We start from the raw sequence: 14,277 nt of genomic DNA, 5'->3' as shown, positions 1-14,277 counted from the left end.
GAACGGCCCCGCCCGGCACCTCTCGGTGCCGGGCGGGGCCGATGGAACGGGAACCGCAGATCAGGCCTCGGTCGGAGCCGAGACGGAGGGCAGCGCCTGCTGCTCCGCCGCCGCGGTCTTCTTCGTCGCCCGCTTCGCCACGGTCTTCTTGGTCGTGGCCGCCTTCTTGGCCACGGTCTTCTTGGCCGCCGTCGCCTTCTTGGCGGTGGTGGCCTTCTTCGCCGCGGTCGCCTTCTTGGCCGGAGCCTTCCTGGCGGCCTTCTTCGCCGGTGCGGCCTCCTCGACGGGGGCCTCCGGCTCCGGCTGCGCCGCGGTCACCGGGGCCTCGACGACCACCACGGCGGCCTCGGTCGCGCCTGCCGGGGAACCGGCGGGTGCGGTGGCCTTACGGGTCGCACGACGGCGCGGACGGGCCGGTGCGGCCTCGGCCACGGGGGCCTCGGCCACGGGGGCCTCGGCCACGGGCTCGGCCTCGACGGCGGTCTCGGCGACGGCCTCGGCCACCGGCTCGGCGACGGCCTCGACGACCGGCTCCGGCTCGGGCTCCGGGGCCGCCTCGGCCGCGGCCGGGGCGCCCGCCGGAGCGGTCGCCTTACGGGTCGCACGACGACGGGTCCGGCCCTTGGGGGCCTCCTCCGCCACCGGCTCCGCGACGGCCTCGACGGCGGTCTCGGCCTCGGCCTCGGCGACGGCCCCGGCGGCCGGCTCCGGCACGGTGTCGGCCGGCTCGGTCACGGGCTCGGTCACGGGCTCCGCCTCGACGACCGGGGCCGCCTCGACGACGCGAGCCGGGGCCGGAGCGGCCGCACCGCGCGGGGCGCCCGCCGGAGCGGTCGCCTTGCGGGTGGCACGGCGCCGGTTGCGGCGGCCGCTCAGGCCCGCCGCCGCCTCGGCCTCGGCCGGGCTGCCGTACAGCTCCTCGCCCGCGACGAACTCGGGCTCGGGCAGCGCCACCGGCGCCGCGATCTCCGCGGCCACCTCGGCCTCGGTCTCGAAGACCTCGGCCTCGGCGGTCAGGGCCGCCTCGTGCTCGTGCTCGTGGTGGTCGGACTCCGCCCGGCCGCCGCGGCGCTTGGCGCGCTTGCCGCCGCCGCCGACCGAGGTCGGGCTCTCCATGTGCACGATGACACCGCGGCCGTTGCAGTGGACGCAGGTCTCGGAGAAGGACTCCAGCAGACCCTGGCCCACCCGCTTGCGGGTCATCTGGACCAGGCCCAGCGAGGTCACCTCGGCGACCTGGTGCTTCGTACGGTCACGGCCCAGGCACTCCAGCATGCGCCGCAGGACCAGGTCGCGGTTGGACTCCAGGACCATGTCGATGAAGTCGATGACGACGATGCCGCCGAGGTCGCGCAGCCGCAGCTGGCGCACGATCTCCTCGGCCGCCTCCAGGTTGTTCCTGGTGACGGTCTCCTCGAGGTTGCCGCCCTGACCGGTGAACTTGCCGGTGTTGACGTCGATGACGATCATCGCCTCGGTCTTGTCGATCACAAGCGAGCCGCCCGAGGGCAGCCACACCTTGCGGTCGAGCGCCTTGGCGAGCTGCTCGTCGATCCGGTACGTCGCGAAGACGTCCACCTCGGAGGTCCAGCGCGACAGCCGGTCGGCCAGGTCCGGGGCCACGTGCGAGACGTAGCCGTGGATGGTCTCCCAGGCGCCGTCACCGCTGACGATGACCTTCGAGAAGTCCTCGTTGAAGATGTCGCGCACGACGCGGACGGTCATGTCCGGCTCGCCGTACAGCAGGCTCGGCGAAGAGGTCGAGATCTGCTTCGACTTCTTCTGGATCTCTTCCCACTGGGCCTGCAGACGCTCGACGTCACGGCGCAGCTCGTCCTCGCTCGCACCCTCGGCGGCGGTGCGCACGATGACGCCCGCGTCCTCGGGGACGATCTTCTTGAGGATGGTCTTCAGGCGCGCGCGCTCGGTGTCGGGCAGCTTGCGGCTGATGCCGGTCATGGAGCCCTCGGGCACGTACACCAGGTAGCGGCCGGGCAGCGAGACCTGCGAGGTCAGGCGGGCGCCCTTGTGGCCGATCGGGTCCTTGGTGACCTGCACCAGGACCGACTGACCGGACTTGAGGGCGGACTCGATGCGGCGCGGCCCGTTGGCCATGCCGAGCGCCTCGAAGTTGACCTCACCGGCGTACAGGACGGCGTTGCGGCCCTTGCCGATGTCGATGAAGGCGGCCTCCATGGACGGCAGCACGTTCTGGACCTTGCCCAGGTAGACGTTGCCGACGTACGAGGTGGCCTCTTCCTTGTTGACGTAGTGCTCGACGAGCACGTTGTCCTCGAGGACGCCGATCTGGGTGCGCTCGCCGGACTGGCGGACGACCATGACGCGCTCGACGGCCTCGCGGCGGGCCAGGAACTCGGCCTCGGTGATGATCGGCACGCGGCGGCGGCCCTGCTCGCGGCCCTCGCGGCGGCGCTGCTTCTTCGCCTCCAGGCGGGTCGAGCCCTTGATGGACTGGACCTCGTCGGACGGCTCGGCCTCCTTGCGGGCCGGGCGGGGCTCGCGGACCTTGACGACGGTGCGCACGCCCTCCTCGTCGCCCGCTTCGGCGGTGACGTCGGCGGGCTCACCGCTGCGGCGGCGGCGACGGCGGCGACGGCGGCTGGAGCTGGAACCGAGAGCGGCCTCGTCGCCCTCGTCGAACTCGGCGCCCTCTTCCTCGCCCTCGGCCTCCTGTTCGGCGGCCTCGGCCTCCGCCTCTTCCTCGGCGGTCTCGTCGAGCTCCGGGGCCTCACCGCGGCGGCGGCGACGGCCACCGCGACGGCGACGGCGCGACGGGCGCTCGCCCGACTCGTCGGCCTCGTCGAACTCGGCGGCCTCTTCCTCCAGCTCGGCCTCCGGCTCCTCCTCCGCGAGCACCTCGGGGAGGGAGACCGGCCCGGCCTCGGCGACGGGCGCGGCCTCGGCGGCGCCACGGCCGCGGCGGCGGCGACGGCCGGCCGGCTGCGGGGAGGCGGGAGCCTCGGCGACGGCGGTCTCGGCCTCGAGCTCCTCCTCTTCCTCGACCTCCTCGGCCGGGGCGGCGGCACGCGCGGCGGCCGCGGCCATGGCGGCGGTCTCCGGCGTCTGGAACATCGGCTCGGCGAAGACCGGGGCCTGGAAGGTGGCCACGGCGGGGCGCGCGGCGCGGCGGGACGCCCGGGCCGGCGCCGGCTCGGCGGCCTCGGCGGGCTGGGCGGCGGGCTGCGCGGGGGCGGCCGCAGTGGTGGAACGGGTGGCGCGGCGGCGGCCGCCGCGCTTCGGGGAGTCGAGCGCGTCGGCGACGGTGAAGGTCCGGGCGGCCTTGGGGGCCTCCTCGGCGACGGGAGCGGCGGGCTCCTCGGCGACGGGGGCCTCGACGACGGCCTCGGCGGCGGGAGCCTCCGGGGCGGTGGCGGCACGGGTCGCACGGCGGCGGGTCCGCGGGGCCGGAGCGGCGGACTCCTCGGCCACGACGGCGGCCGGAGCCTCCGCGGCGGGAGCCTCGGCGACCTCGGCGACCTCGGCGGTCTCCTCCACGACGGCGGCGGGCGCTGCGACGGCGCGGGTCGCACGGCGGCGGGCACGCGGGGCCGGAGCGGCGGGCTCCTCGACGACCGGAGCGGCGACGGGCTCCTCGACGGCGGCAGCGGTCTCCACGGCGGCCTCGGAAGCCGGCGCGGCCACGGCGCGGGTCGCACGGCGGCGGGCACGCGGGGCCGGAGCGGCCGGAGCCTCCTCCTCGACCACCGGAGCGGCCTCGGCGGCGGGTGCGGCCTCGGCGGCGGGAGCCTCGGGCGCAGTGGTGGCACGCGTGGCACGGCGGCGGGTGCGCGGCGCGGGAGCCGCGGGCTCCTCGGCGACGGGGGCGGCGGCCGGAGCCTCCACCACGACCGGCGCGGCCTCGGTGACCGGCGCGGCCACGGCGCGGGTCGCGCGGCGGCGGGGACGGGCGGGAGCGGCGGCCGGAGCGGCCTCGGGGGCGGCGGCGGCCGGTGCGGCCTCCGTCACCGGGGTGGTCTCGGCGGGGGTCCCGCCGGGCGGACCGGCGGGCCGGGAAGCGGCGCGGCGACGCCTGCGCGGGGGCAGGTTGTCACTCGGGCTGTTGTTGGTGGTGGTGTCGTTTTCGTTGTTGAGCATTGCGGGCGGTTCTCCCGTCACGCTCCCGGGCGCCGCGGCTGACATCCGGTCCGGCTCGGCCCCGCGCAATGGACGCGGAGCCGGCCTCCGGGGCGCGTTCGCCACACGGGAGCTCAGTTCATGGCCGCCGGTTCCGTACGTTGTTCTCCGTACGGCCTGGCGGAAGTCTTCAGGTCAGTGCGCGGCCCGACCCAGGTGGCTCCCGAGTACCAGGGCTGCGCTACGACGACGATCCCTACGCGGCGGGACCTTCCGGCGCCTTCGCGTCGGCGGCTACGGCGGCCGTGGGTGGGGCGGCCGTGACAGCCTCGCGGTCGGGCGCGAGCGGGTCGGTCACCGTGCCGGACTCCTCGTCGAAGAGCCCCTGCGCCAGCCTGGTCACCGCAGAGGGGACCGGCGGCGCCAGGTCGGCCACAGCTCGGAGACCGGACAGGACGTCGTCGGGTCGCACGGCAGGTGTCAAATGCCGAACAACCAGCCGCAGTATCGCACAAGCATTGTCGCGCGGCCTATCAGCAGCGACAGGAACTGTCTCGAGGCTGACGACGGCGCCGCGCGTGTCGAAGGTCCGCATGCCGTTCTTGGTCCGACGCTGCACCTCCACGGTCTCGGCGGCGAGGAAGGCCTCCACGGCCCGCTCGGCATCGGCGGGCTCCACGCCGTCCAGGCGCAGCTCCCACACGGAGGCGGTCAGCCGGTCGGCGAGGCCGGAGGTACGGGCCTCGACGGCGTCGATGATGTCGAGGCCGACCGGCATCGACTCGTCCAGCAGTTCGCGGAGCTTCTCGGGGTCGCGGGCCTCGGCGAGGCCGATCTCCAGGTACTCGGCCTCGCTGCCGGTACCGGTGGGTGCGGCGTTCGCGTACGAGACGCGCGGGTGCGGGGTGAAGCCGGCCGAGTACGCCATCGGCACCTCGGCGCGGCGCAGGGCCCGCTCGAACGCGCGCTGGAAGTCACGGTGGCTGGTGAACCGGAGGCGGCCGCGCTTGGTGTAGCGCAGTCGGATGCGCTGCACCACCGGTGCGGGGGGCGGGCCTTCGGGCTGTCGCTTGCCCAGTGGTTCTTCTCCTTGTGCGGGGCTCCGCGGCTCGCGCGTCGCCCAGAGGTCCGTCGACCCGCTGCGGCTCACCCCCGGCGTTTGCTCAGGGAGATCTCGGCAGCGGGTGCCGCGTCGTCGGCTGTCGTACTACCCAGAGTACGCGCCCGTGACCTCGCCGGTTCCCGGGGAGGAGTACCGAACAGCGCTTGGCGCACGGCGGCCCGCGCCTCGCGCACCGCTTCCCGCCCGGTCCGCCACACCTCGCGCACGGCGTGCCCGACGGGGGTGAGCACGTGCCGGTACACCCGGGACGCGGGCCATCCGACCAGCACCCAGCCGACCCACTTGAGCCCGCGCCACAGGGCGCCGAGGATCAGCCCGGCCACGTGCCAGGCCCATGCGAGGACCTGCCCGAGCGGGGCGAGCACGTACCGGTACAGGACGTCGGCCACCCAGCCGACGGCGAGCCCCGCCGGCCGCAGCACGTACCGGTACAGCGCCACGACCAGCCATGCGATGCCGAGCCCGACGGGCCGCAGCACGTACCGGAACAGCGCCACGACCAGCCACACGAGCCCGTGGCCGAGGGGCGTGAGGACGTACCGGTACAGCGCCTCCACCAGCCACACGAGCCCGTGGCCGAGGGGCGTGAGGACGTACCGGTACAGCGCCTCCACCAGCCACACGAGCCCGTGGCCGAGGGGCGTGAGGACGTACCGGTACAGCGCCTCCACCAGCCGCACCAGCGCGTGCCCGGCCGGGGACAGCACGTACCGGTAGGCGGCAGCGGCCAGCCGTCCGATGCCCTGTCCGACGGGCACGAGCACGTACCGCCACAGTGCGACCCACGGCCACACGAAGAGCACCATGCCCAGCACCCAGCCGAACCACATGCCGCCCTTGGCGAGCGGTGCGAGCAGGTACGTCACCCCGCCCCGGCCCACCCAGGCCAGCGCCGTCCCGAGCGGGCCGAACACGTAGGCGCCCAGGAACCGCCCGGCCGGCGCGAGCAGGTGCTCGTACGTGCCGCGGCCCAGCCACGCGACGCCCCGCCCGGCCGGCACGAGCACGTACCGCCACAGGCCGACCCACGGCCAGACGAAGACCACCTTGAGCACGGTGGCCAGCAGCCATCCCACCGCCCGGAACGCCGGCTCGACGACGTGCGCGTACAGCGGCCCGAGGACGTGCCGGTACGCGGCCCGGCCGAGGGCGGCGAGCAGTTCCCACACCACTCGTACGGGCAGTACGACGAGTACGGCGACGATCTTCACGGGGATCCTGATGACGCCCACCAGGCACCCGTCACCGCCGTCACCGCCGCCGGCGGGGTGCCGCTTGTCCGTGTCCATGCCAGGAAGGACACGACGAAGGCCCCCACCCGTTGCGGGCGGGGGCCTCTCGTGACCCAAGGGTTACTTCACGACCGTCAACGGCAGCAGCTTCTTGCCGGTGGGGCCGATCTGGATCTCGGTCTGCATCTGAGGACAGACGCCGCAGTCGAAGCAGGGGGTCCAGCGGCAGTCGTCGACCTCGGTCTCGTCGAGGGCGTCCTGCCAGTCCTCCCAGAGCCAGTCCTTGTCGAGACCGGAGTCCAGGTGGTCCCAGGGCAGGACCTCCTCGTAGGTGCGCTCGCGCGTCGTGTACCAGGCCACGTCCACGCCGTACGCGGGCAGCGTCTTCTCGGCCGCCTCCATCCAGCGGTCGTACGAGAAGTGCTCGCGCCAGCCGTCGAAGCGGCCGCCCGATTCGTACACCGCGCGGATCACGTCGCCGATGCGGCGGTCGCCGCGGGAGAGGAGGCCCTCGACGATGCCCGGCTTGCCGTCGTGGTAGCGGAAGCCGATGGAGCGGCCGTACTTCTTGTCGCCGCGGATCTTGTCGCGGAGCTTGCCCAGGCGGGCGTCCGTCTCCTCGGCCGAGAGCTGCGGCGCCCACTGGAAGGGGGTGTGCGGCTTGGGGACGAAGCCGCCGATGGAGACGGTGCAGCGGATGTCGTTCTGGCCCGAGACCTCGCGGCCCTTGGCGATGACGTTGACCGCCATGTCGCCGATCTGGAGCACGTCCTCGTCGGTCTCGGTCGGCAGGCCGCACATGAAGTACAGCTTCACCTGGCGCCAGCCGTTGCCGTAGGCGGTGGCGACGGTGCGGATCAGGTCCTCTTCCGAGACCATCTTGTTGATGACCTTGCGCATGCGCTCGGAGCCGCCCTCGGGGGCGAAGGTGAGGCCCGACCGGCGGCCGTTGCGGGTCAGCTCGTTCGCCAGGTCCACGTTGAACGCGTCGACGCGGGTCGACGGGAGGGACAGGCCCACCTTGTCGTCCGTGTAGCGGTCCGCGAGGCCCTTGGCGATGTCCGCGATCTCGGTGTGGTCCGCGGAGGAGAGGGAGAGCAGGCCGACTTCTTCGAAGCCGGTGGCCTTCAGGCCCTTCTCCACCATCTCGCCGATGCCGGTGATGCTTCGCTCCCGCACGGGGCGCGTGATCATGCCGGCCTGGCAGAAACGGCAGCCGCGGGTGCAGCCGCGGAAGATCTCCACGGACATCCGCTCGTGGACGGTCTCGGCGAGCGGGACCAGGGGCTGCTTGGGGTACGGCCACTCGTCGAGGTCCATGACCGTGTGCTTGGACACGCGGTAGGGGACGCCGGACTTGTTCGGGGCGACGCGCGCGATGCGGCCGTCCGGGAGGTAGTCGACGTCGTAGAAGCCCGGCACGTAGACCTGGCCGGTCTTGGCCAGCCGGAAGAGGACTTCCTCGCGCCCGCCCGGCCGCCCCTCGGCCTTCCACGTACGGATGATCTCGGTCATGTCGAGGACGGCCTGCTCGCCGTCGCCGATGACGGCGCAGTCGATGAACTCCGCGATCGGCTCGGGGTTGAAGGCCGCGTGGCCGCCCGCGAGGACGATCGGGTGGTCGACCGTACGGTTCCTGGCCTCGAGCGGGATGCCCGCGAGGTCCAGGGCCGCGAGCATGTTCGTGTAGCCCAGCTCCGTGGAGAAGGACAGGCCGAACACGTCGAAGGCCGAGACGGGGCGGTGGCTGTCCACGGTGAACTGCGGCACGTCGTGCTTGCGCATCAGCTCTTCGAGGTCCGGCCAGACGCTGTAGGTGCGCTCGGCGAGCACGCCCTCCCGCTCGTTCAGCACTTCGTAGAGGATCATGACGCCCTGGTTGGGCAGCCCGACTTCGTACGCGTCCGGGTACATGAGAGCCCAGCGGACGTCGCAGGACTCCCACGGCTTCACGGTGGAGTTGAGCTCACCGCCGACGTACTGAATGGGCTTCTGCACATGCGGAAGCAGGGCCTCAAGCTGAGGGAAGACCGACTCGGCCATCACGCGACTTTCGTGAAGCGGGCAGGGGGCAGCTATCTAGCGTACCCCGAGCCCCGGCCGTCCCGACTCACATGATCATCCCAGGGGTGCCCTCAGCTTCGGCTTCGAGGCGGCGGCCCAGACGCCGGGGAGCTCCCGCTCCCGCTGCTCGGCCAGGGCCTCCTCGCGGGCGTACAGGACGCCCCACACGAAGGCCGATTCTCCGCCGCCCGCCGCCTGGGCGCCGATCGCGCGCAGGGCTTCGCGGGCCACCACGCTGTCCTGGTGGTCGCCGAGCAGGCTCTGGACCTTCTTGACCGCCTTGGCAAGGCGCTCGGCGGGCTTGCCGAGGGCGGGTACCGCCGCCTCCGCCGCGTACCGGGCGCGCTTGGCGGCCTTGCGGGCCTCGTGCAGGGCCAGGTCCCGCTCGTGCCCGGGTTCCAGGGCGAGGGCCGTGCCGATCCGGCCGGCGAGCCGGTCGTAGTCGTGGAGGACCGCCTTGGGCAGGACCTCCCCGGCGGGGTCGGCGGCGTGCTTCAGCAGGGGCGGTTCGGCCAGCAGCGCGTCCAGGTAGTCGAGCAGGGCCAGGTAGCGCGGGCTGTCGAGCGCGGCCAGGGCGCGGCGCCGCGATCCCGAGCTGCGGGCGGTGTTCCAGACGCGCAGCCGGGCGCGGACGGGGCCGGGCTGGAGGATGCGCGGGAGCTCGTCGAGGTGGGTGCGGATGCGTTCCAGCAGCACTTCCTGGTCGCGGTCGACACCGAGTTCGCCGGCGAGCCAGCGCAGCTCCTCGCCGACGGGGTCGGTGACGGAGCGGTCGAGCACCTTGCGGTGGGTCTTGAAGGCGCTGCGCATGCGGCGGGAGGCGACGCGCATCTGGTGGACGGAGTCCGGCAGGTTCCTGCGGACGGCCGGGTCCTGGGCGATCAGGGCGTCGCGCTGTTCGCGCAGGTACGCCAGCACGTGCGCGCCGGCCGTGCCGTCGGCGGGGGTGGCCGCGGGCTTGGCGGGGGGTGCGGTGCCGGTTTCCGCGAGGGCGCGGGCGAGCTTCGAGGGGGCGTCGGAGACCTTCAGCCCGGCCTTGCGGAAGGCCGCCTCGACGGCGTCGAGGAGTGCGGGGTCGATTCCGTCGGCGAGTTCCACTTCGACCTCGGTCCAGGCCGCGGCGGCGTCGCCGCGCTCGGCGCGGACCTGGTCGGTGCTCAGTTCGGCGAGCAGGGCCCCGTCGGCGTCGAGGAGGTGGCTGACCTTGCGCGAGGAGAGGAGTCTGACCTGCGGTTCCAGCTCGGAGTCGCGTACCCGGGAGCGGAGCAGGGCCGCGAGCGGGCGCGGGACGGTGTCGCCGAGCGGGGCGGCGACCTCGTCGCGCACGCCCGGAGAGACGGGGAGTTTGAGGTGCCAGCCCTCGTCGGCGCCGCCGGTCCGGCGGCGCAGGGTGAGACCGTCGGCGGCGAGCCGCTGGTCGGGGGTGTCGTAGTAGACGGCGTCGAGGTCGACGGTGCCCTGGTCGGAGACGGCCGCAATGGCAGCCGTCCCCGTCAGGTCCGGTACCCCGCGCCGGGCGCTCTTGGCCTTAGAGAACTCGAATTTCCGCTCGATCTCGCGCTTCGTGTCCGCCATGGATCGACCGTAGTCCTGAACGGATCACGTCGGCAGGGTGAACGGCGTATTCGGACGCAGCGAGGCCGGTATCAGGCCGACAGGGGCCGTTGCACCTTGATCGATTGGAGGAGTCCGATGGCCACCCAGACGGCGAACATCGACGAGCCTCCGTAGGAGACGAACGGAAGCGGAAGACCGGCCACGGGCATGATCCCGAGGGTCATGCCGATGTTTTCGAAGGACTGGAAGGCGAACCAGGCGATGATCCCGGCGCACACGATCGTCCCGTACAGCTCGGTGGTCTCGCGGGCGATCATGCAGGCGCGCCACAGGATGATGCCGAGGAGTACGAGGATCAACCCGGCCCCGACGAAGCCGAGCTCCTCCCCCGCGACGGTGAAGACGAAGTCCGTCTGCTGCTCGGGGACGAACTGGCCGGTGGTCTGCGAGCCCTTGAAGAGGCCCGATCCCATCAGCCCGCCGGAGCCGATCGCGATGCGCGCCTGGTTGGTGTTGTAGCCGACGCCGGCGGGGTCGAGCTCGGGGTTGGCGAAGGCGGCGAAGCGGTTGATCTGGTACTCGTCGAGGACGCCGAGCTGCCAGATCAGGATGGCGCCGGCGGCGCCGGCGCCGATCAGGCCCAGCACCCAGCGGTTGGAGGCGCCGGAGGCCAGCAGCACGCCGAGCACGATGACGACCATGACCATCACGGAGCCGAGGTCGGGCATCAGCATGACGATGCCCATCGGGGCGGCGGCCAGGCAGAGCGCCTTGACGACGGTGCGGTGGTCGGGGTGTACGAGGTCGCCCGCGTCCACCCGGGCGGCCAGCAGCACCGCCATGACCAGGATGATCGTGATCTTCACGAACTCGGAGGGCTGGAGGGAGAACCCGCCGCCGATCACGATCCACGCGTGGGCGCCGTTGATGGTGGCGCCGAGCGGGGTGAGCACGGCGAGGATCAGCAGCAGCGAGATCCCGTAGAGGATCGGCACGGCGCCGCGCAGGGTGCGGTGGCCGAGCCAGATCGTGCCGATCATCAGCACGAGGCCGATGCCGGTGTTCAGGGCGTGCCGGGCCAGGAAGTAGTACGGGTCCCCCTGGTTCAGCGTGGTCCTGTTGCGGGTCGCCGACCACACCAGCAGGGCGCCGATGAAGGACAGGGCGACGGAGGACAGGAGTATCGGCCAGTCGAGCCGGCGCACGACGGAGTCGCGGGCGGTGAGCTTGGCCAGCGCCCCGCGCTCGGGCGCGTACCGCGAGACGGAGAACTTGTTGGCGGTCTGCATGTCTTTCGGTCCTCAGTCATGCCGCGCGGGGCGCGCGGCAGGCGGCCCGGCGAGTGCGGGCGGTTCCGGTACCTCCGGGGACGGCGGCACGTACGGCCGGATCTCGGGGGCGTCGATGGAACCGTCGGGGCGGATCTTGGGCAGTTTGGCCTCGGGCTGGAGCAGCAGGGCCTTCTTCAGGTCCTGCTTGCCCTCCATGTCGAGACCGTAGATCGCGTTGTAGAGGTTGCGGACGGCGGGGCCGGAGGCTCCGGAGCCGGTGCCGCCCTGGGAGATCGTCATGACGATGACGAAGTCCTTGGTGTAGGTCGCCAGCCAGGAGGTGGTCTGCTTGCCGTAGACCTGGGCGGTGCCGGTCTTGGCGTGCATCGGGATCTTGTCCATCGGCCAGCCGGTGAACCGCCAGGCGGCGGTGCCTCCGGGCTCCACGACCATGCGCAGGCCCTTGTCGAGGTCCGCGATGGTCTTCGGCCCGATCGGCAGCCGGCCGTGGGCCTGGGGCTTGATCATCTCGACGTGCTTGCCGTTGGCGCTGATCACGGCCTTGCCGACGGTGGGGTTGTAGAGGGTGCCGCCGTTGCTGATGGCGGCGTAGGCGGTGGCCATCTGGATGGGGGTGACGAGGACGTCGCCCTGGCCGATGGCGAAGTTGATGCTGTCGTAGGCCTTCAGCTGATTGCCTTCGAGGCAGCTCTCGTAGGCGATCTGCTCGACGTAGGTGCCGCCCTTCTTGCCCTGCTTGCACCAGGCGCCCTTGTTGGCCTTCCAGAAGTTCTGCTTCCAGCGGCGGTCGGGGATGCGGCCGGTGACCTCGTTCGGCAGGTCGATGTGGGTCTCGGCACCGAGTCCGAACTCACGGGCGGTCCGGTAGAACCAGTCGTGGGCGTCCTTCTTGGGGGTGAGGCCGCCGTCCTTCTTCCATTCCTTGTGCCCGAGGGCGTAGAAGACGGTGTTGCAGGAGAACTTGAGGGCCTCGCCGAGGGTGATGGGTCCGTGGCCCTTGGACTCGAAGTTCGCGAAGCTGCGGCCGCCCATGTCGTAGGAGGCGCTGCAGTTGTACTTGCCGTCGAAGTCGTAGCCGGCCCGTACGGCCGCGCTCGCGGAGACCACCTTGAAGATGGAGCCGGCGGGGGCCTGGCCCTGGATGGCCCGGTTGAGGAGCGGGTAGTTGGAGCTCTTGCTGGTGAGGTTGGCGTAGTCCTTGGCGTTGATGCCGCCGACCCAGGCGTTGGGGTCGTAGTCGGGCTGGGAGGCCATGGCGACGACGCGGCCGGTCTTGGCCTCCATGACGACGACGGCGCCCGAGTCGGCCTCGTACGGGCGGTTGGTGATGTTGTCGACCTCGTGGCGGACGGTCTTCATCGCCTGCTGGAGCTCGTATTCGGCGACGGCCTGGACCCGGGCGTCAATGCTGGTGACGAGGGTGGAGCCGGGGACGCCGTTGTCGGACTGGGTCTGGTGCATGACCCGGCCGAGGTTGTCGACCTCGTAGGAGGTGACCATCGCCTTGCCGCGCAGCTGCCGGTCGTAGGTGCGTTCGATCCCGGAGCGCCCGACCTGGTCGGAGCGCAGGTGGGGCGAGTCGGTGTCCTTGGCCTTCTGGATCTCGTCGTCGGTGACGGGCGAGAGGTACCCGAGCACCTGGGAGGTGCGGGCCCCGCCGGGCGCCGGGTAGCGGCGCACGGCGGTGGGTTCGGCGGTGATGCCGGGGAAGTCCTCGGGGCGTTCGCGGATCGTCAGGGCCTGCTGGGTGGTGGCTTCGAGGGTGACGGGGATCGGCTGGTAGGGGGAACCGTTCCAGCAGGGCTTGGGGGTCTGGGAGTCGCAGAGCCGGACCTTGTCCATGACCGCCTTGGGGGTCATGTCGAGGACGCCGGCGAGGCGGGTCAAGACGCCCTTGCCCTTGTCCTGCATCTTCATCAGGGCGGTGCGGCTGGCCGAGACGACCAGGCGGGTCTCGTTGTCGGCGAGGGCCACCCCGCGGGCGTCGAGGACCTGTCCGCGCACGGCGGGCCGGACGACCCGCTGCACGTGGTTGCTCTTCGCCTCGTGGTAGTACTCGTCGCCGTTGCGGATCTGGAGGTACCAGAGGCGTCCGCCGAGGGTGATGAACATGGAGAAGACGAGTACCTGGACCATGATGAGCCGGATCTGCACCCGGGAGGTGCGGCCGGTCTCGGGAACGTTCGTCACGCCTGCTCCTCCCTACAGCTTGCGGATGCTCTTCACGCCCTTGGCCGCCTTGACCCCCTTTATGCGGACGGCCTTGTCGGCGCGGAAGCGCGCGCTCTTCAGGCGCAGGCCGCCGCGCTGGCTGCCGATGCGCAGGCCGGTCCCTCCGGCCAGCCAGCCGGCGGAGACGTCGGCGGCCTTGTTGGCGGGGCCGCCGCCGGCCTCGACGGCCATCGGGTCGCTCTCGGCGCGCCGGGCCAGTGCCATGACGAACGGCACCGTGAAGGGCGCGAGGAGCAGGTCGTAGAGGGTGGCGGTGAACAGCAGCCCGACCAGCCCGACGTGGCGGGCGGCGGTGTCGCCGACGAGTGCGCCCACGCCCGCGTAGAGGAGGGTGGAGCCGATCGCGGCGGCCACGACGGTGAGCATGGGGCCCCACGCGGAGCGGAACCGCCCGCTGTCGGGGCGGACCAGGCCGACCAGGTAGCCGATGACGCACAGGACGAGCGCGTACCGCCCGGCGGCGTGGTCGGCGGGCGGGGCGAGGTCGGCGAGGAGGCCGGCGGTGAAGCCGATGAGCGCACCGCTGACGTGCCCGTACACGAGTGCGAGGGCGACGACGGTGAGGAGCATCAGGTCGGGGACGGCGCCGGGCAGTTGGAGCCGGCCCAGGACGGAGACCTGGACGACGAGGGCCACCACGACGAGGGTGGCCGAGAGCAGGATCCGGTTGAAGGGCATGGGG

General features: G+C 72.4%; 8 protein-coding genes. All 8 read right to left on the bottom strand.

What is annotated here, in order from left to right; genetic code table 11:
* Positions 1-60 precede the first annotated feature (60 nt).
* On the bottom strand, positions 61-4,116 hold the full coding sequence (locus ACIGFK_RS22550) for a ribonuclease E/G (protein ID WP_400053308.1): 4,056 nt from the start codon (positions 4,114-4,116) through the stop codon (positions 61-63).
* Positions 4,117-4,351: 235 nt separating this feature from the next.
* Complete coding sequence (locus ACIGFK_RS22545; RefSeq protein ID WP_376661172.1) at positions 4,352-5,131, bottom strand: TIGR03936 family radical SAM-associated protein; 780 nt, start codon at positions 5,129-5,131, stop codon at positions 4,352-4,354.
* 110 nt (positions 5,132-5,241) lie between these two features.
* Positions 5,242-6,507 (bottom strand): hypothetical protein, encoded by a 1,266-nt coding sequence (locus tag ACIGFK_RS22540; RefSeq protein WP_400053305.1) that lies wholly within the window; start codon positions 6,505-6,507, stop codon positions 5,242-5,244.
* Positions 6,508-6,570: 63 nt separating this feature from the next.
* Entirely contained in the window at positions 6,571-8,496 is a 1,926-nt protein-coding gene (locus ACIGFK_RS22535; RefSeq protein WP_376661170.1) for a TIGR03960 family B12-binding radical SAM protein, read from the bottom strand.
* Positions 8,497-8,568: 72 nt separating this feature from the next.
* A complete protein-coding gene (locus ACIGFK_RS22530; RefSeq protein WP_400053303.1) occupies positions 8,569-10,089 on the bottom strand; it encodes a CHAD domain-containing protein in 1,521 nt (506 codons plus the stop codon).
* A 71-nt stretch (positions 10,090-10,160) separates the two neighbouring features.
* Complete coding sequence (gene rodA / locus ACIGFK_RS22525; protein ID WP_376661168.1) at positions 10,161-11,360, bottom strand: rod shape-determining protein RodA; 1,200 nt, start codon at positions 11,358-11,360, stop codon at positions 10,161-10,163.
* Between the two features lie 12 nt (positions 11,361-11,372).
* Positions 11,373-13,553 (bottom strand): penicillin-binding protein 2, encoded by a 2,181-nt coding sequence (mrdA, locus tag ACIGFK_RS22520; protein WP_376661167.1) that lies wholly within the window; start codon positions 13,551-13,553, stop codon positions 11,373-11,375.
* 12 nt (positions 13,554-13,565) lie between these two features.
* Positions 13,566-14,273: a rod shape-determining protein MreD gene (mreD, locus tag ACIGFK_RS22515; RefSeq protein ID WP_376661166.1), complete on the bottom strand. Its 708-nt coding sequence runs from the start codon at positions 14,271-14,273 to the stop codon at positions 13,566-13,568.
* Positions 14,274-14,277 lie beyond the last annotated feature (4 nt).

The sequence above is a fragment of the Streptomyces sp. NPDC085524 genome, assembly GCF_044541755.1.
GTDB lineage: Bacteria > Actinomycetota > Actinomycetes > Streptomycetales > Streptomycetaceae > Streptomyces.
The sequence above is the reverse complement of the archived record's forward strand: the minus strand, read 5'-3'. Positions and strand labels throughout refer to the sequence as shown.

What these genes read in the sequence shown, in the direction of transcription:
- ACIGFK_RS22550 (WP_400053308.1), bottom strand. Translation starts at nt 4,116, where the DNA reads ATGCTCAACAACGAAAACGACACCACCACCAACAACAGCCCGAGTGAC.
- ACIGFK_RS22540 (WP_400053305.1), bottom strand. Translation starts at nt 6,507, where the DNA reads ATGGACACGGACAAGCGGCACCCCGCCGGCGGCGGTGACGGCGGTGAC.
- ACIGFK_RS22530 (WP_400053303.1), bottom strand. Translation starts at nt 10,089, where the DNA reads ATGGCGGACACGAAGCGCGAGATCGAGCGGAAATTCGAGTTCTCTAAG.
- rodA (WP_376661168.1), bottom strand. Translation starts at nt 11,360, where the DNA reads ATGCAGACCGCCAACAAGTTCTCCGTCTCGCGGTACGCGCCCGAGCGC.
- mreD (WP_376661166.1), bottom strand. Translation starts at nt 14,273, where the DNA reads ATGCCCTTCAACCGGATCCTGCTCTCGGCCACCCTCGTCGTGGTGGCC.